Raw genomic sequence first — 16854 nt, 5'->3', positions numbered from 1 at the left:
GATGCTGCCGTTCTGGATCGCCCTGCAATTTCTCGGCAGCCTGCCGATCAGACTGCCCGGCATGCCGCGCCCTGAAGAGCTAGGACGCTCCTTGCTGTACTACCCGTTGGTCGGGGTGGTGTTCGGCACGCTGCTGCTGGGCTTCAACACCTTGCTCAGTGGTACGCCGCTCATGCTGCACGCCGCGCTGGTACTCAGTGCCTGGGTATTGCTCAGCGGCGGCCTGCATCTGGACGGTCTGGCCGACAGTGCTGACGCCTGGCTGGGCGGCTTCGGTGACCGTGAACGCACCTTGAAGATCATGAAGGACCCACGCAGCGGGCCTATCGCCGTGGTCACGCTGGTCCTGGTGCTGCTGCTCAAGTTTGCTGCGATTCTGGCGCTGATCGAGAGCCATGCCAGTGTCTGGCTGCTGTTGGCGCCGGTGATCGGGCGCGCGGCCATGCTTGGGCTGTTTCTGGGAACGCCGTATGTGCGTTCCGGGGGATTGGGGCAGGCGCTCGCCGATCACCTGCCGCGTGGCCCTGGACGCAAGGTTTTGGCCGCCACTGCCATTGCGTGCGTGCTGCTCGCCGGCTGGTCAGGGGTAGCTGCATTGCTGGTCTGCGCCGTTTGTTTCTTCTGGCTGCGGCAGTTGATTATGCGCCGTTTGGGCGGCTGCACCGGCGATACGGCCGGGGCATTGCTCGAGCTGCTGGAATTGGCGGTGCTGCTGACGCTGGCGCTGCTTTGAGACCTTGCACAACGCTTTGTTGACAGCTTTTACCGGCACCGCGTAGCTTCGCGAATTGCGGGTCAAACCATGTAACACAAAGCGCAGGGAGCTTAACCATGACATCGATCTGGCGTACCAGTGGCTGGGTTCTGCTGGGCAGTGCGTTGATTCTTGCGCTTTCGCTGGGTACGCGGCACGGCTTCGGTCTGTTTTTGGCACCCATGAGTGCCGAGTTTGGCTGGGGGCGTGAAGTCTTTGCCTTTGCCATCGCCCTGCAGAATCTGATGTGGGGCCTGGCGCAGCCCTTCGCCGGTGCGCTGGCAGATCGATTCGGGGCGGCGAAAGTCGTCTTCGTCGGCGGTGTGCTGTATGCAGCAGGTCTGCTGTGTATGAGTACCGCCGATTCTTCCCTCAGCCTTTCATTGAGCGCCGGTCTGCTGATCGGTATCGGTCTGTCCGGCACATCGTTTTCGGTCATCCTGGGGGTCGTGGGGCGTGCGCTGCCTGCGGAAAAACGCAGTATGGGCATGGGGATCGCCAGCGCCGCCGGCTCATTCGGTCAGTTCGCCATGCTGCCCGGTACATTGGGTTTGATCAGTTGGCTGGGCTGGTCCGGCGCCTTGCTGGTGCTGGGTGTGATGGTGGCGTTGATCCTGCCTCTGGTGGGCATGCTCAAGGATACGCCGAGTGTATCCACCGGCGTTGAACTGACCCTCGGCGAGGCGCTGCGCGAGGCGTGCTCGCATTCGGGGTTCTGGCTGTTGGCGCTGGGGTTCTTTGTCTGCGGTTTTCAAGTGGTCTTCATTGGCGTGCATTTACCGGCCTATCTGGTGGATCAGCACTTGCCCGCCAAGGTTGGCACTACAGTGCTGGCCCTGATTGGCCTGTTCAATATCTTCGGCACCTATACCGCAGGCTGGCTGGGCGGGCGCATGTCCAAACCCCGGCTGCTGACTGTGCTTTACCTGTTGCGCGCGGTGGTGATCGTGCTGTTTCTCTGGATACCCTTGAGTCAGACCACGGCGTATCTGTTCGGCGTGGCGATGGGCTTGCTGTGGCTGTCGACCGTGCCGCTGACCAACGGTACGGTTGCGACACTGTTCGGTGTGCGTAACCTGTCGATGCTGGGCGGCATCGTCTTTCTGTTTCACCAGTTGGGCGCCTTCCTCGGTGGCTGGCTGGGCGGGCTGGTGTATGACCGCACCGGCAGTTACGACCTGATCTGGCAAGTCTCGATCCTGCTGAGTCTGCTCGCGGCGGCGCTCAATTGGCCGGTGCGCGAGCGCCCGGTGGCGCGCTTGCAGGCGCAGGGCAGTCTGGCATGAGTCGGCGATGGCCTTTGCTGATGGCACTGCTGGTGGGCGCGGTGGTGCTGGGATTACTCTGGTGGGCCTGGCAGCATGTTGGGCTGGCCGCTCTGCAACTGGGAATGGGCGCTTGCTAGGCAGACGCTCCGGCATGGGGTAGCGTGTCGGCAGACGACAACAATATTCAGGGCCGCCATGATGAACATTCGCTTTCTTTCGATCCCTCTTTTGCTGCTGGCCGTGAGCGGTGCAGCGATGGCTGCCGACTGCCCGCCATTGCTGCAAGGCGAATTGCCCAAGCTGCGCGCCAAGGAAAACATCGACCTGTGCAAACGCTTCGCCGGCAAGCCGCTGGTGGTGGTCAATACTGCCAGCTTCTGCGGCTTCGCCCCGCAGTTCAAAGGTCTTGAAGAGCTGAGTCAGCGCTACAAGGGGCAGGGGCTCGAGGTGTTGGGCGTGCCGTCCAATGATTTCAAACAGGAAGCCAAGGATGGTGAGGAGACCGCCAAGGTCTGCTACGTCAACTATGGCGTGACCTTCACCATGACCGAGCCGCAGGCGGTACGCGGTGACGATGCGACCCACTTGTTCAAGGTGCTGGCTGAGCAGAGCAGTGCGCCGCGCTGGAACTTTTACAAATACGTGGTTGATCGCCAGGGCAAGGTCATCGCCAACTTCTCCAGCATGACCAAGCCGGATGATCCGGAGCTGATCGCAGCCATTGAGAAGGCGATTGCGTCGAAGCCTTAGGGGGCAAAAAAGGGCGGTTTGAGTCTTGTCTGAATCGACCTGGCATCGCAAACCCTTGTGTGACGCGGAGCGCCACAAAGAGGACGCAGAGCGCCCAGAACTGCATGCCGACGCGGAGCATCGGCACGATAGTCAATCAATGCAGGTCTGAGCGCTCCAGGCACGCAATAAAAAAGCCCGCAACCATCACTGGTTGCGGGCTTTTTTCAGCCTGGCAGTTGCTATCAGAAGCGATAGGTAACCGAAGTGCCCAGGCCGTGAGCAGTGTTACGGTAGTCGGCGCTGTACGAACCTTTGGTCGCGCTGGAGTCGCGGATCTTGGTTTCGTCTTCACGCAGGTACGAGTACGCCACGTCGATGGTCAGGTCGTCGGTCGGGCTCCAGCCTGCACCGAAGCTGATGATCTTGCGATCGCCGGTCGGGATGCGTGGGGAGCGGTTGACGTTGTTGGTCGGCGACTGATCAACGGAGAAGCCGGTGCGCAGCGTCCACTCTTTATTGACCTTGTAAGAAGCACCGATGGCGTGCGCCCAGGTGTCGTGCCAGTTCTGTTCTTCGGTGATGGTGCCGATTGGACCTGCGGAACCGCCCAGCAGGGCAGGGACGCCATCGTTGTTGACGGTGATGTCTTGCAGGCGGCTCCAGCGAGTCCAGGTACTGCCGGCGTAGACCGTCCAGTTCTCGTCGATCTGCTGGGTGATGGAGAAGTCCACGGACTCAGGCGTGGAGATGTCCAGCGAAGCGTCATACTTCTGACCGCCGAACGGACCAAAGCCCGAACCTTCGATCTTGGTCTTGCCCTTGAGCTTGTAATCGACCTTGGAGTGGTAAGTCAGGCCCAGGCGGGTGGTATCGGTAGCCTGGACCAGAATGCCGGCATTGAAGCCGATTGCGGTGTCATCGCCTTCGATCTTCACCTTACCGTCGTTACGGCCAAGCGAGCCAGTATTCAGGGTCGCAGAGGTCAGCTCGCCGTCGATACGGTTGATCGTCGGGCCGAAACCGATGGAGACCTTGTCGTTGAATGCATAGCTGACGGTCGGCTGGAAGGTCACGACCTGGACGTGACTCTTGTCGCCAAAATAGCGGCCAGCGAAGCCTTTTTCGTAATCGGTGACCAGGCCGAACGGTACGTACACGCCCAGACCAAATGCCCAGTGATCATCGATTGGTTTGACGTAGTAGCCCATGGGTACGCCGACCACCGGAACCATATCGCCGTCGTTGGTGCCGCCAAATGTGCCACGACCGTTGTCGATGTCGGTCTTGGCGATCACGGCAGCTGCGCCGACGCTGATTTGTTCGCGTTTGATGCGGGACATACCGGCAGGGTTGCCGAATACGGTGCTTGCGTCATCGGCTGACGAGGAGCGACCTGCAAAGCCGGTGCCCATGCCGCTGATGCTTTGTTCGTTGAGGGCAAAGCCGGCAGCGAGCAGTTGAGAAGAGGCCAGACCCAGTGCGAGTCCAAGCGTTGTCCGGTTCAGTGCTTTTGTCATTATTTTCATTATTAGAACTCCTTGTTGTTCACCGGTCGAAAATTACCAACATTTTCGACGGCGCGCTATAGGCTGAGGAGCCCGATTTAGAGCTATTCTTGTAGGACAATCCCGTCAAGGGAGTAGGAATTGCAATTTAGAGCAAGTTCCAGTGCTGCAGGCATTGTGTGATGCAGACGATACAAAGCGCGCATAAAAAAAGCCCCGCCTTTGCAGTGCGGGGCTTTCAGCTTGCGGTGCAGCGTTTTCGTCAGGCGATGAGGGCCTGACGGGTACGCTCGATCACGGCCTGCAGCGGCTCGGCGCTGGCGTACTGATCGGGGTACAGGCGTTCGCTGTGGCGGGCGATGCCGTGTTCATTGACAATGGTGAAGCTGAAGCAGCCTTTGCGAGCGGCCATGATCAGGCAGTTCATCGGGGCAAAAGCGTTGGTCAATGTGTGAATTGCATGTTGAGTCTGAGTATTCATATTCAAGGTGTTTCCTGAAGCAACACGGAACAATACCGTGCAAAAATAAAGATTCCAGTAAACGCGGGCCGACATTTGATACCAAAGCCTGGCTGGGCGGAGAACCTGACTGGAACAAAGACAGGCAGTTGAAGCGCGCTTTATCGTATGGCGCTCTGGCTGACCGGTAGGTACTTAGGAGGGCAGGCAACACAACAGGAGCAAAGGTTCTACGCTCCGGGTGAAGATCCTGATCAATTGCAGGCTGGTTGAAGCAGACCATGAGAGCCATAACTGCACTGTCACCCCAAATGGTGCATCAGCGCGAGAGGTTCATATCTGGAAACCATCGAGGTGGTCGATCCCTTGTTGCCAACATTCTCGTCGCATGGAGGAGTGTCTGTCGGGGGACTTGTCGACCGGAATTGATTTTCAGCTTGGTACTAACGGCGGCGATATTACCCGCCTCATCGAAACATTGCAAGTTGCAGTGAATGAATCTTCACCAGTGCCCGACCAGTCGATAGATCAGTACAGTAACCGATGCAACCATCGAGCAGCCCAGCAGGTAGGCGGCTACGGTCAGCCGTAGTGACCTGCGGCTTTCGATGGCGCGCATGATATCGCCTGTCGCGTTGATACGCCCGTTGCTCAGATCGCTGCAGATGATCAGCATCAGGGCAATCGCCGACAGCAGCACGCTGTAGGCGAACACGCCGCCGTCCGGGGGTGGCAGTACGATACTGACTGCCAGGGCGACGAGGCAGACGGCCAACAACAGCAGGAAGAACCTGGCGATCTCCTTCATGGATTCCTTCACTGAATCGTTGGTGAATTAGGGTGAGGTGCATTTTTGCCAGTGCTTGGACCGCGGCTTGTGCAATTTGTCGCCTGCGTCGCTTTCATTGCCCCGAATAATGCTCGAAATGCGTCGTCAGCCCTGTCGATCCAGCACCTGAAAACCTGCTGAAAGCCTTGTATTCATTGAGAATACGTTGCAATTGAGCAAACATTACATGACGCGTGAAATGATGAAAAAGGGGCATGCTCATGAGTTGTGCACATTAGCGGCACAAGCTGCCACATCACTGTCACAAGCGAAGCTAAGGGTTTGATTTATGATGGTGAATTATTAAGTCAATGAAAAACATCGTTTTTTTTAGCTGGTGAAAAAATCGTCAGTTTGAGCGCAGGCCCCATGCTGCTTGCGTTTGCGGAAGTTAAAGGGGGGTTGTCCACTGAGTTATCCACAGCTTCTGTGGATTGTCCCGCGCAAAATGTCCCCCTAATAGGGGCTGTGTGCCGCGCTGAAAACGCGTACAATCCGTTCCCCCGTTTTACCCCCGCCTGTTGATCCCGTCTCACCCGAGACGATGTTTCTGCTGCACTATCACGCTCTACCCAAATTGCCGCTGGCCCTTATTATTCAGCCCGCATGGAGTCTTTATGGCACTGGACCTGAACAGCCTGTTACTGGGGCTCGGCGCAGCAGCATTGCCCTTGCTGGGCCTGCTCTGGCATTTGCAGCGCCGTCTGGCCGCTCGCCAGGCCGAGAGCGCCCTGCTCGACGAGCGTCTGAGCATGGCGCAAATGGCGCAGGAGGGTCTCAATGCCCAGCTGGATGCGTGCCGTGACGAGGTCAGCGACCTCAGTCAGGCCAATGCGGCCAAGCAGGCTGACCTTGCGGCATTGCGCCGCGAGGTCGAGTTGCTGCGCCAGGAAAGCGATAACGCGCGCGAAACGGCGCAGGACTGGAATCATGAACGTGCCGCCAGAGAGGCGGAGTTGCGCCGTCTTGATGCGCAGTGTGCCGCGCTTAACGCTGAGTTGCGCGAACAGCAGGATGGCCATCAGCAGCGCCTTAACGATTTGCAGGGTTCCCGGGATGAACTGCGCGCGCAGTTCGCCGAACTGGCGGGCAAGATTTTCGATGAGCGCGAGCAGCGCTTCGCCGAGACCAGCCAGCAGCAGTTGGGCCAATTGCTCACGCCGCTCAAGGAACGTATCCAGTCGTTCGAAAAGCGTGTCGAGGAAAGTTACCAGAACGAAGCGCGCGAACGCTTCTCCCTGGCCAAGGAGCTGGAACGTCTGCAGCAGTTGAATCAGCGTTTGAGTGATGAGGCGACCAACCTGACACGCGCCTTGAAGGGGCAGAAGACCCAGGGCAACTGGGGCGAGCTGATCCTGGAGCGCGTGCTGGAGCATGCCGGGCTTGAAAAGGGCCGTGAGTACCAGACGCAAATCAGCCTCAAGGGGCCGGACGGTGAGCGCTTTCAGCCTGACGTGCTGATCATGTTGCCGGGCGACAAGCAAGTGGTGGTCGACGCCAAGGTCAGCCTGACGGCCTACCAGCAATATGTGTCTGCCGATGACGAGGTGATTGGACAGGCTGCGCTGAAGCAGCACGTACTGTCGTTGCGTAACCATGTCAAAGGCTTGTCGGGCAAGGATTACAAGCGTCTAGAAGGGCTTCACAGTCTGGATTTCGTTCTGCTTTTCGTGCCGATCGAAGCGGCTTTTTCTGCCGCCTTGCAGGCCGAGCCGAATCTGTTTCAGGAAGCCTTCGACCGCAACATCGTGATTGTCAGCCCCACGACCCTGCTGGCCACGTTGCGGGTGATTGACAGCTTGTGGAAGCAGGAGCGTCAGAGCCAGAACGCCCGTGAGATCGCCGAGCGGGCAGGCTGGCTATACGACAAGTTCGTATTGTTCATTCAGGATCTGGATGAGGTAGGCAACCGCCTGCAACAGCTGGATAAGGCCTATTCGGCAGCGCGCAACAAGCTCACCGAAGGGCGCGGTAACCTGATCAGCCGCAGCGAACAACTCAAACTGCTCGGTGCGCGGGCCAGCAAGAGTCTGCCCGCCGATTTACTGGAGCGGGCGATGACCGATAATGATGGCCTGATCAGCCCGCCGGACTGAGCTGCTCGAATCGTCGGCGTAATGTTCAGTAACAGGCCGTCCGTCGCAAAGACTAGAAGCGATGCTGCACAACTGTCACATTGGCTCCATCGGGAAAATTGTTTCTCGTTGCACTCGGCTAACAGTTCATTTGCTTCTATGATCTCTAGTGAGTGATGAGTACGGATCGACTGCCGAGTATTTCCCTCAAGGGGGCTCTATGAATAGCAAACTGCAAGAATGGCTCCACGATGTAGGCGTTGCACTGGGTCTGATAGAACGCCCAAAACTGCAACCCATTCCGGTTCGTGCCGACGACGACCGTCGCCGTCAACGCCGGTAAGCTTCTCGCCTGATCCTGGCCACAGGGTAGTGCGCATGTTGAGTTTCGTCGGGGCGCACAGGGCGTCCCGATACAAGAGCCGGCGTTAATGCTGATGCCCGGGCTCGTTCTTCGGCTCTATCGAGCCCTTTTCCGTCTCCTGCAATAAAATCAGTCCTATGATCCTGTGCAACGCAAACTGTCCGGGGCTGGCGATCACCGCTGTCCTGATGGTTTCCGTGAGTGTGAAGCCGAGGGCTTCCTTCAGTTCGAGGAAAAACAGCTCGATATCATCGTCATCAAGGGCCAGATCGGCGAGCGTGGCGTCATCCTGAATCGCGCTCTTGTCCACTAGAATGATGCCTAGGGCGTTGAATACCTTTTGCCTGATCTCTTCGCGATTCATGAAAGCCCCTGATGTGGATCTTGTCAGATACAACAGGCGTACTTCATTTCTCCAGCCCAGACCCATGAGGCTAGCTCAAATCGCCGTTGCGGCTGTGGATTGCCCCGCCGTTACGGTGCCGATTTGTTTAAAATGCAGGGCTGTTCGACAGGCGGTTGGTGGCAACGCTGATTCGTTGTGCCGTGCAGCACCTTTAACCTTGTGAGATTGACCGAGTACTGATCCATGTCCCGCGCCCGTTGTGAGCGTTGTCTGCGTCCTGCCACGCATTGTCTGTGCGCCCTGATTCCGCAGCTGGACAGCCGCACGCGAGTGTTGATCCTGCAGCATCCCGATGAAGTCGGCCATGCCTTGAACACCGCCCGACTGGCCGCGCTCGGCCTGGTCAACGCGCAGTTGTTGGTGGGCGAAGTGTTCGACGATCTGCAGCAGATTCTGAATCCGCCCGGCTATCAGCCTCGATTGCTGTTTCCGGGTGAGGCTGCGCAGGCGCTGACGCCTTATGCGCAGGATTCACTGCCCATGCTGCTGGTCGTGCCGGATGGCACGTGGCGCAAGGCGCGCAAACTGCTGCACCTCAACCCCTTGCTCGCCGAGCTGCCAAGGGTGACGCCGGGCGACGTGCCTGTTTCGCGTTATCGCTTGCGCAAGGCGCCCGGCCCTGAGGCCTTGTCGACACTTGAGGCCATCGTGCATACCTTGCAGATGCTGGAAGCACCCACCTCGTTCGATGCGTTGCTCAAGCCGTTCGATGCGTTGATCGAAGGTCAGATTCAGGCCATGGGCAGTGAGACCTACCAGCGCAATCACGGCGGCCAGCGGTAAGGAACACAATTTGCGCCGTTAACTGCACCCAGCTGTAACTGTTGCTTTGCCGATCAGCGCCTAGAATGGGTGTTCTGTTCTGTCTCTTGCGGAAGTTGCAATGCACATCTCGTCTGGTCGCTGGGTCTATGGCCTCTGTCTGTCACTGTTGACCGCGCTGCTGTGGGGCATTTTGCCGATCAAGCTCAAGCAGGTGCTGCAGGTGATGGATCCGGTGACCGTGACCTGGTTCCGTCTGGCTGTGTCCGGGGCGCTGTTGTTCATCTGGCTGGCGTCGGTCAAACGCCTGCCCAGTTTCAAGGTGCTGGGACGCAAGGGCAGGGTGCTGGTCGGGCTGGCCGTGTTCGGTCTGGTCGGCAACTATGTGCTCTATCTCATTGGCTTGCGGTCGCTTAGCCCGGGTACCACGCAATTGCTGGTTCAGGTCGGTCCGATTTTTCTGTTGATCAGCAGCATCTTTCTGTTCAAGGAGCGTTTCAGTCTGGGGCAGGGCATCGGTCTGGCGGTGCTGCTGGTGGGTTTCGGGTTCTTTTTCAATCAGCGTCTGGTGGAGCTTTTCACCTCGTTGGGCGATTACACCCTGGGCGTACTGGTGGTGCTCCTGGCCTCGACCATCTGGACGTTCTACGGGCTGAGTCAGAAGCAGCTTCTGACGGTATGGAATTCACTGCAGGTGATGATGGTGATCTACCTGTTTTGCGCCCTGTTGCTCACGCCGTGGGCGCACCCTGCCGAGGCGTTGCTGTTGAGTCCGTTGCAGGGCTGGCTGCTGCTGGCCTGCTGTCTGAACACGCTGGTGGCCTACGGCGCCTTTGCCGAAGCGCTGGCGCATTGGGAGGCCTCGCGGGTCAGTGCGACGCTCGCGCTGACGCCCTTGGTCACGCTGACCGCCGTGGCGGTTGCCGCCTGGCTGTGGCCGGATTACGTGCAGGCTGAAGAGTTGAACATGCTGGGTTATGGCGGTGCGCTGCTGGTGGTGGCCGGATCGGCGCTGACCGCGCTTGGCCCCTCGCTGGTCGCCGGGCTAAGGGCACGCAAGGCGCGGCTGGCGCAGGCCTGACGTGCGGGTGGTGGGGCAGATCAGCGTCTGCCCAGCCCCTGCGCCTGAATAATCCACTCCTGACGCTGCTGTTCGCTGGCGCTGTGCACCGGGGCAAACTCGGTCAGACGTTTGGTCTTTATCCCGCAAAAGCCGAGTATGGTCCGCACCATCTGCCGGTGAGCCGGCGCGCCGTATATCCAGTGAAAGTAGCGTGGCGGCGTGTCCATGGCGACCATCAGCTCCGCCGTCCGGCCTCGGAGCAGCTCATTGGATGAATGCTTGCGACCATGCACCTTGAACGCAAAACCGGGTGTCAGCACCCGGTCGAAAAAGCCCGTCAGTAATGCCGGCAAACCGCCCCAACAGACCGGATAGACGAAGACCAGATGCTCGGCCCAGTGGATCTGGCGCTGGGCTTCGAGCAGGTCGGGCTCAAGTGTCTGAGTCTGATCGTAGCCGTTGTGCAGAATCGGATCGAAGTCCAGTTCGCCGAGCTTGATAACCCGCACTACATGCCCTTCGCCCCGTGCCGTCTGCGCATACGCGTCACCCAGCGCGTGGCAGAAACTGATGGTCTTCGGCGTGCCGTAGACCATCAGGATTCGTTTGCCATTGCCCTCCAGAGGCGTTGCGCCGCTTCTGGCATCAGCCATTACTGCCTGCCTCGAGCATTTTGTCCGGCCGCACCCAGGCGTCGAACTCTTCATCGGTCAGGTAGCCGAGGGCCAATGCCGCTTCGCGCAGGGTCAGCCCCTCGGTGTAGGCTTTCTTGGCAATCTGCGCCGACTTGTCATAGCCGATATGCGGATTGAGTGCGGTGACCAGCATCAGGCCGCGCTCCAGGTGTTCAGCCATTTTTTCGCCATCCGGCTCCATGCCCGCGATGCAGTGCTCGTTGAAATTGCTGCAGCCATCGGCCAGCAGGCGAATCGACTGCAGAATGTTATGAATGATCACCGGTTTGTACACGTTGAGTTGCAGGTGACCCTGACTGGCGGCGAAACCGATGGTCACGTCGTTGCCCATGACCTGGCAGGCCAACATCGACAAGGCCTCGCACTGGGTCGGGTTGACCTTGCCGGGCATGATCGAACTGCCGGGCTCGTTGGCGGGCAGTCTGACTTCTGCCAGCCCTGCACGCGGGCCTGAGCCCAGCAGACGCAGGTCGTTGGCAATCTTCATCAACGTACCGGCCAGCGTCTTCAGTGCGCCGGACAGCGCTGCGAGCGGCTCATGACCGGCCAGCGCGGCGAACTTATTGGGCGCCGTGACGAACGGCAGACCGGAGAGGGCGGCGAGTTCTGCTGCAATGGCCTCGGCAAAGCCCTTGGGCGCATTGAGTCCGGTGCCGACTGCTGTCCCGCCCTGAGCCAGCTCGTAAACGGCGGGCAGGGCGGCGCGAATGGCTTTTTCCGCGTAATCGAGTTGCGCGACAAACCCGGACAGCTCCTGACCGAAGGTGATCGGCGTTGCGTCCATCATGTGCGTGCGCCCGGTCTTGACCAGCTTCATGTGCCGCGCGGCCTGTTCGGCCAGCCCGCTGGACAATTCGGCGATGGCGGGCAGCAGCTGCGCCTTGACCGCCTGAGCTGTGGCGATGTGCATGGCCGTCGGGAAGCAGTCATTGGAGCTTTGCGAGCGATTGACATGATCGTTGGGGTGGACCGGCGATTTGCCGCCACGACCCTGGCCAGCCAGTTCGTTGGCGCGGCCTGCGATCACCTCGTTGACGTTCATGTTGCTTTGCGTGCCACTGCCGGTCTGCCAGACCACCAGCGGAAATTGCGCGTCATGCTGACCATCGAGCACTTCATCGGCGGCCTGTTCGATCAGGCGGGCGATGTCGGCAGGCAAGTCGCCATTTCGATCATTGACACGTGCAGCAGCTTTCTTGATCAGGGTCAGCGCGTGCAGGACGGGCAACGGCATTCGCTGGTCGCCAATCGCAAAATTGATCAGTGAGCGTTGGGTCTGCGCGCCCCAGTAGGCATCTTCGGGGACTTCGATCGGGCCAATGCTATCGGTTTCGGTGCGGCTCACTGGTCTTACTCCTTTAAGTGCGTTGCAGGGTTAGGTGTCCATATGCCCACAGGGTTCCCGCGCAGTGCTTTTTAACCGCTGGGTGAACCGGGGGTTGAGCCAAAAGCCCAGATAAGCGCAGAATGGTCGGCCCTGGGGTAATGCCTCGTTTGCTAGATAAGGAAACTCGATGACCCGTCTTCGTGCCATTTGTACCGCGGTAGCCTTGGTCTGTGCCAGCGGCCAGGTCTTCGCCGACACCGCCAGTCACAACGAGAGCGCCGAAACGTTCCTGAAGCTTGCCAACGCCGATCGCCTGGGCGCTCCGGTCTACGCTCAGGTTCAGCAGATGTTCGCTCAGCGTTTTGCTGAAACCAAGGCACCTGCATCGAAAAAAGCCCTGCTTGAAACCTATCAGGCCAAGGCCAACACCGCTCTGGACCAAGCCATTGGCTGGAACAAGCTCAAGCCCGAGATGGTCAAGCTGTACACCGCCAACTTCACCGAAAGCGAGCTGAAGGATCTGGTTGCGTTCTACCAGTCGCCACTGGGCAAGAAAGTGATGACCAAGATGCCTGAGCTGGCTCAGCAGTCGGCCCAGCTGACCCAGAGCAAGCTGGAAAGCGCTGTTCCGGTCGTCAACAAGCTGCTGGCTGACATGACTGCCGAACTGGAACCTGCCAAGGCAGCTGCTCCGGCTCCGGCCAAAAAGCCCTGACAGGCGGTTTCCATCATGACCATGCAACAACGAATCGAGTCGGCGCTTGCGCTGCTGCAACCGCATCATCTGCAAGTGCTCGACGAGAGTCATATGCACAGTCGTGGTCAGCAGACCCATTACAAGGCTGTTCTGGTCAGTGATCAGTTTCAGGGCTTGAACTCGGTCAAGCGGCATCAGAAGGTCTACGCCACGCTGGGACCGCTCATGGGCGAGTTTCATGCGCTGGCGTTGCACACTTACACGCCTGAAGAATGGTCGAAGGTCGGTGCAGCGCCTGCTTCGCCGACCTGCGCCGGCGGGCACTGATCAGGGCTTTTTACTGATCCGGCCCCCTTGCCGGGGGCGATTGCCCCGCCGAGCTGTCTGCTGTACTCCGGTTTTTGCTAGAATCCGCACCGCGCCGCCTGGCCGGTGCGTTTTTTTGGTCCGCAATTTTTTACCCGGTAGGCCCTTTGCGAGGGTCGCCACTGGAGAGATACATGACTCAAGAGTCGATGACTCAGCCGATCGTCGTGGCCGCGCTGTACAAGTTCGTCACCCTCAGCGATTACGTGCAGCTGCGCGAGCCGCTGTTGCAGGCGATGGTCGACAATGGCATCAAGGGCACGCTGTTGATCGCCGACGAGGGCATCAACGGCACCGTGTCCGGCAGCCGCGAAGGCATCGATGGTCTGATGGCGTGGTTGAAGAACGACCCGCGTCTGATCGACATCGATCACAAGGAATCCTACTGCGACGAGCAGCCGTTCTATCGCACCAAGGTCAAACTCAAGAAAGAGATCGTGACCCTTGGTGTCGAAGGCGTCGACCCGAACAAGAGCGTCGGTACTTACGTCGAGCCCAAGGACTGGAACGACCTGATCAGCGATCCCGAAGTGCTGCTGATCGATACTCGCAACGATTACGAAGTCTCGATCGGCACCTTCGAGGGCGCCATCGATCCGAAGACCACGTCGTTTCGAGAGTTTCCGGAATACATCAAGGCGCATTTCGACCCGGCAGTACACAAGAAGGTCGCCATGTTCTGTACCGGCGGCATCCGTTGCGAAAAAGCCTCAAGTTACATGCTTGGCGAGGGCTTCGAAGAGGTCTATCACCTCAAGGGCGGCATTCTCAAGTACCTGGAAGAGGTCCCCGAGCAGGAAAGTCACTGGCGCGGCGAGTGTTTCGTGTTCGACAATCGGGTCACGGTGCGTCATGACCTGACCGAAGGCGATTATGATCAGTGCCACGCGTGCCGCACGCCCATCAGTGCCGAGGACCGCGCCAGCGAGCATTACTCGCCTGGCGTCAGTTGCCCGCATTGCTGGGATTCGCTGAGCGAGAAGACGCGACGTAGCGCCATCGACCGGCAAAAGCAGATCGAACTGGCCAAGGCACGTAACCAGCCTCATCCGATCGGTCGCAACTATCGTTTACCCTCCGAGGCCTGAGCCATGTCTGCCCGCCTGATCTATGTCATGGACCCGATGTGCTCCTGGTGCTGGGGCTTCGCCCCGGTTGCCGACGCGTTGGTGCAACAGGCTCGGGCGGCGGGTGTGCCGCTGCATCTGGTCATGGGCGGTCTGCGCTCCGAAGGTGCTGCGCTGGAGCCGGCCAAGCGTCGTTACATTCTTGAGCACTGGCAGGCGGTCGAAGAGGCCACCGGCCAGCCGTTTCTTCGTGAAGGTGCGCTGCCGGAAGGGTTTGTCTATGACACCACACCCGCTTGTCTGGCCGTCACTGCAGCAAGGCAGCTGGACCCTGACCGCGCCTGGGCACTGGTCGGGCTCATTCAGCGTGCGTTCTACAGCGAGGCCCGGGACGTGACGCGTCCGTCAGTGCTGGCCGAACTCGCCGAGCAGACGGGGCTGTCGCGTCAGGCATTTGCCGATGAGTTCGAAAGTCCGCAGCGGCAGGCGGCCACCGCCGCCGATTTCGCTTGGGCGCAGGATCTGGGCATCGCCGGCTTCCCCACCCTGCTGGCCGAGCGCAACGGTCAGTTGGCGCTGCTGACCAACGGTTATCAGCCACTGAGCAGCCTTTCGCCCTTGCTGGGTCGATGGCTGGAGCGTGCAGCCAGTGCATGATGAAGTGCCTGAGGCTGCCCGACAGTCGCACACCACGCGCAGCGATGCGCTGAGCTGGGCCGAGATCCGTCGTCTCGCCCTGCGGCATAAAAAAGCTCTGTGGCTGGCCAATGGTGTCGCAGTGCTGGCCACGCTGTGCAGCGTGCCTATCCCATTGCTGCTGCCGTTGCTGGTCGACGAGGTGTTGCTGGGCCGTGGCGATGCTGCGCTCAAGGTCATGGATCACTTGCTGCCTGGCAACTGGCAAAAGGCGGCGGGCTACATTGGTCTGATGCTGTCGTTGACACTGGTGCTGCGGGTCGGAGCGCTGGTGTTCAACGTGCTGCAGGCGCGGCTGTTCGCCGGGCTGGCCAAGGACATCGTCTATCGTATCCGGCTGCGGCTGATTGAACGGCTCAAGCGTATTTCCCTGCGTGAATACGAAAGCCTGGGCAGTGGCACGGTGACCACACACCTGGTCACCGATCTGGATACGCTGGACAAGTTCGTCGGTGAAACCCTCAGTCGTCTGCTGGTGGCCACGCTGACGCTGGCAGGCACTGCGGGCATTCTGATGTGGATGCACTGGAAGCTGGCGCTGCTGATCATGCTGTTCAACCCGCTGGTCATCCTGCTCACGGTAAAACTGGGCAAGCGTGTCAAGCACCTCAAGAAGCTGGAGAACGACAGCACGTCGCGGTTCACCCAGGCACTGAGCGAGACGCTGGATGCGATTCAGGAAGTTCGGGCGGGTAACAGACAAGGCTTCTTTCTGGGACGCCTGGGCGTACGTGCGCAGGAAGTGCGTGATTACGCAATCAATTCACAATGGAAAAGCGACGCCTCGGGCCGTGCCAGCGGTCTGCTGTTCCAGTTCGGTATCGATATCTTTCGCGCCGCAGCAATGCTTACCGTGCTGTTCTCGGACCTGTCCATCGGGCAGATGCTCGCGGTGTTCAGCTACCTGTGGTTCATGATGACGCCAGTCGAGCAATTGCTGAACCTGCAATACGCCTACTATGCCGCAGGCGGTGCCCTGACACGCATCAATGAGTTGCTGGCGCGCGCCGACGAGCCGCAATATGCCGGCGGTACTGATCCGTTCGAGGGTAAGGAAACCGTCGGGGTCGAAGTGCGTGGCCTGACTTTCGGTTATGGCGAAGACCTGGTCCTGGACCAGTTGAACCTGAACATCGCGCCGGGAGAAAAAGTCGCCATTGTCGGTGCCAGTGGTGGCGGCAAGAGCACGTTGGTGCAGTTGCTGCTGGGGCTCTATACAGCGCGCACCGGGGTGATCCGTTTTGGCGGTGTCAGCCAGCAGGATATCGGCCTGGAAACCGTGCGCGAGAACGTCGCCGTGGTACTGCAGCATCCGGCGCTGTTCAACGACACCGTGCGCGCCAACCTGACCATGGGCCGCGACTGCAGCGATGAAGCCTGCTGGCGTGCGCTGGAAGTTGCGCAACTCGATTCTGCGATCCGCGATCTGCCACAAGGTCTGGACAGCGTGGTCGGACGCTCCGGGGTCAGAATGTCGGGTGGCCAGCGCCAGCGCATGGCCATCGCGCGCATGGTGCTGTCCGACCCCAAAGTAGTGATCCTCGATGAGGCCACCTCGGCGCTGGACGCTGCCACCGAATACAACCTGCATCAGGCGCTCGCACGTTTTCTGCGCAGTCGCACGACGCTGATCATTGCCCACCGCCTCTCGGCCGTGAAGCAGGCCGACCGGGTACTGGTGTTCGATGGCGGGCGTATTGTGGAAGATGGTGACCATCAGCAGTTGATTGCCGATGGAGGTCTGTACGCCAAACTGTACGGACATTTGCAACAAATCTGATGCGCGAA

19 protein-coding genes are annotated in these 16854 nt (G+C 59.6%); 13 read left to right on the top strand and 6 right to left on the bottom strand.

What is annotated here, in order from left to right; all coding sequences use genetic code 11:
• Position 1 precedes the first annotated feature (1 nt).
• The 4 genes from ACW55A_RS25915 (at position 2) to ACW55A_RS25900 (ending at position 2772) form a co-directional block, all read left to right on the top strand.
• Positions 2–733, top strand: coding sequence for an adenosylcobinamide-GDP ribazoletransferase (locus ACW55A_RS25915; RefSeq protein WP_498811765.1), 732 nt, complete (start codon positions 2–4; stop codon positions 731–733).
• A 98-nt stretch (positions 734–831) separates the two neighbouring features.
• Positions 832–2040 (top strand): MFS transporter, encoded by a 1209-nt coding sequence (locus ACW55A_RS25910; RefSeq protein ID WP_003434384.1) that lies wholly within the window; start codon positions 832–834, stop codon positions 2038–2040.
• Positions 2037–2159: a hypothetical protein gene (locus ACW55A_RS25905; protein WP_003369667.1), complete on the top strand. Its 123-nt coding sequence runs from the start codon at positions 2037–2039 to the stop codon at positions 2157–2159. The genes ACW55A_RS25910 and ACW55A_RS25905 overlap by 4 nt, the downstream gene beginning before the upstream one ends.
• 58 nt (positions 2160–2217) lie before the next feature.
• Complete coding sequence (locus tag ACW55A_RS25900; protein ID WP_072364824.1) at positions 2218–2772, top strand: glutathione peroxidase; 555 nt, start codon at positions 2218–2220, stop codon at positions 2770–2772.
• A 224-nt stretch (positions 2773–2996) separates the two neighbouring features.
• On the opposite strand, the gene ACW55A_RS25895 is transcribed toward ACW55A_RS25900, so the two are convergent.
• From ACW55A_RS25895 to ACW55A_RS25885, 3 genes are all read right to left on the bottom strand, one after another.
• On the bottom strand, positions 2997–4280 hold the full coding sequence (locus ACW55A_RS25895; RefSeq protein WP_498811767.1) for an OmpP1/FadL family transporter: 1284 nt from the start codon (positions 4278–4280) through the stop codon (positions 2997–2999).
• A 241-nt stretch (positions 4281–4521) separates the two neighbouring features.
• Complete coding sequence (locus ACW55A_RS25890) at positions 4522–4746, bottom strand: hypothetical protein (RefSeq protein ID WP_032074453.1); 225 nt, start codon at positions 4744–4746, stop codon at positions 4522–4524.
• A gap of 475 nt (positions 4747–5221) precedes the next feature.
• Entirely contained in the window at positions 5222–5527 is a 306-nt protein-coding gene (locus tag ACW55A_RS25885; protein WP_003369674.1) for a hypothetical protein, read from the bottom strand.
• A 638-nt stretch (positions 5528–6165) separates the two neighbouring features.
• On the opposite strand from ACW55A_RS25885, the gene ACW55A_RS25880 reads away from it, so the two are divergent.
• Together ACW55A_RS25880 and ACW55A_RS25875 are read left to right on the top strand one after the other, a co-directional pair.
• Positions 6166–7644 carry a DNA recombination protein RmuC gene (locus ACW55A_RS25880; protein WP_058417417.1) on the top strand — a complete coding sequence of 493 codons (1479 nt, stop codon included), beginning with the start codon at positions 6166–6168 and terminating at the stop codon, positions 7642–7644.
• Between the two features lie 199 nt (positions 7645–7843).
• A complete protein-coding gene (locus ACW55A_RS25875; RefSeq protein WP_003418154.1) occupies positions 7844–7966 on the top strand; it encodes a PA1414 family protein in 123 nt (40 codons plus the stop codon).
• A gap of 85 nt (positions 7967–8051) precedes the next feature.
• On the opposite strand, the gene ACW55A_RS25870 is transcribed toward ACW55A_RS25875, so the two are convergent.
• Positions 8052–8351, bottom strand: a complete 300-nt coding sequence (locus tag ACW55A_RS25870) for a hypothetical protein (RefSeq protein ID WP_003369678.1) — start codon at positions 8349–8351, stop codon at positions 8052–8054.
• A 225-nt stretch (positions 8352–8576) separates the two neighbouring features.
• On the opposite strand from ACW55A_RS25870, the gene ACW55A_RS25865 reads away from it, so the two are divergent.
• On the top strand, positions 8577–9176 hold the full coding sequence (locus ACW55A_RS25865; RefSeq protein WP_498811771.1) for a tRNA-uridine aminocarboxypropyltransferase: 600 nt from the start codon (positions 8577–8579) through the stop codon (positions 9174–9176).
• A gap of 100 nt (positions 9177–9276) precedes the next feature.
• Positions 9277–10236, top strand: coding sequence for a DMT family transporter (locus tag ACW55A_RS25860; protein WP_455809468.1), 960 nt, complete (start codon positions 9277–9279; stop codon positions 10234–10236).
• Between the two features lie 20 nt (positions 10237–10256).
• Here the strand turns inward: ACW55A_RS25860 and ACW55A_RS25855 are convergent, their stop codons facing one another.
• Together ACW55A_RS25855 and ACW55A_RS25850 are read right to left on the bottom strand one after the other, a co-directional pair.
• Positions 10257–10871, bottom strand: a complete 615-nt coding sequence (locus tag ACW55A_RS25855; protein ID WP_455809467.1) for an NAD(P)H-dependent oxidoreductase — start codon at positions 10869–10871, stop codon at positions 10257–10259.
• Positions 10864–12258, bottom strand: a complete 1395-nt coding sequence (locus tag ACW55A_RS25850) for a class II fumarate hydratase (protein ID WP_003434389.1) — start codon at positions 12256–12258, stop codon at positions 10864–10866. The genes ACW55A_RS25855 and ACW55A_RS25850 overlap by 8 nt, the downstream gene beginning before the upstream one ends.
• A gap of 169 nt (positions 12259–12427) precedes the next feature.
• Here ACW55A_RS25850 and ACW55A_RS25845 point away from each other — a divergent pair, with 169 nt between their 5' ends.
• The 5 genes from ACW55A_RS25845 to ACW55A_RS25825 all read left to right on the top strand — a co-directional run bounded on the left by ACW55A_RS25845 (position 12428) and on the right by ACW55A_RS25825 (position 16846).
• Positions 12428–12955, top strand: coding sequence for a DUF2059 domain-containing protein (locus ACW55A_RS25845; protein WP_498811774.1), 528 nt, complete (start codon positions 12428–12430; stop codon positions 12953–12955).
• A gap of 15 nt (positions 12956–12970) precedes the next feature.
• Positions 12971–13264 carry a BolA family protein gene (locus tag ACW55A_RS25840; RefSeq protein WP_003369688.1) on the top strand — a complete coding sequence of 98 codons (294 nt, stop codon included), beginning with the start codon at positions 12971–12973 and terminating at the stop codon, positions 13262–13264.
• Between the two features lie 173 nt (positions 13265–13437).
• Positions 13438–14391, top strand: a complete 954-nt coding sequence (trhO, locus tag ACW55A_RS25835) for an oxygen-dependent tRNA uridine(34) hydroxylase TrhO (RefSeq protein WP_498811776.1) — start codon at positions 13438–13440, stop codon at positions 14389–14391.
• Positions 14392–14394: 3 nt separating this feature from the next.
• A complete protein-coding gene (locus tag ACW55A_RS25830; protein ID WP_003434392.1) occupies positions 14395–15027 on the top strand; it encodes a DsbA family protein in 633 nt (210 codons plus the stop codon).
• Positions 15020–16846, top strand: a complete 1827-nt coding sequence (locus ACW55A_RS25825) for an ABC transporter ATP-binding protein (RefSeq protein WP_128774996.1) — start codon at positions 15020–15022, stop codon at positions 16844–16846. The genes ACW55A_RS25830 and ACW55A_RS25825 overlap by 8 nt, the downstream gene beginning before the upstream one ends.
• Positions 16847–16854 lie beyond the last annotated feature (8 nt).

The organism is Plantibacter cousiniae (nom. nud.), from assembly GCF_977070315.1.
The sequence above is the reverse complement of the archived record's forward strand: the minus strand, read 5'-3'. Positions and strand labels throughout refer to the sequence as shown.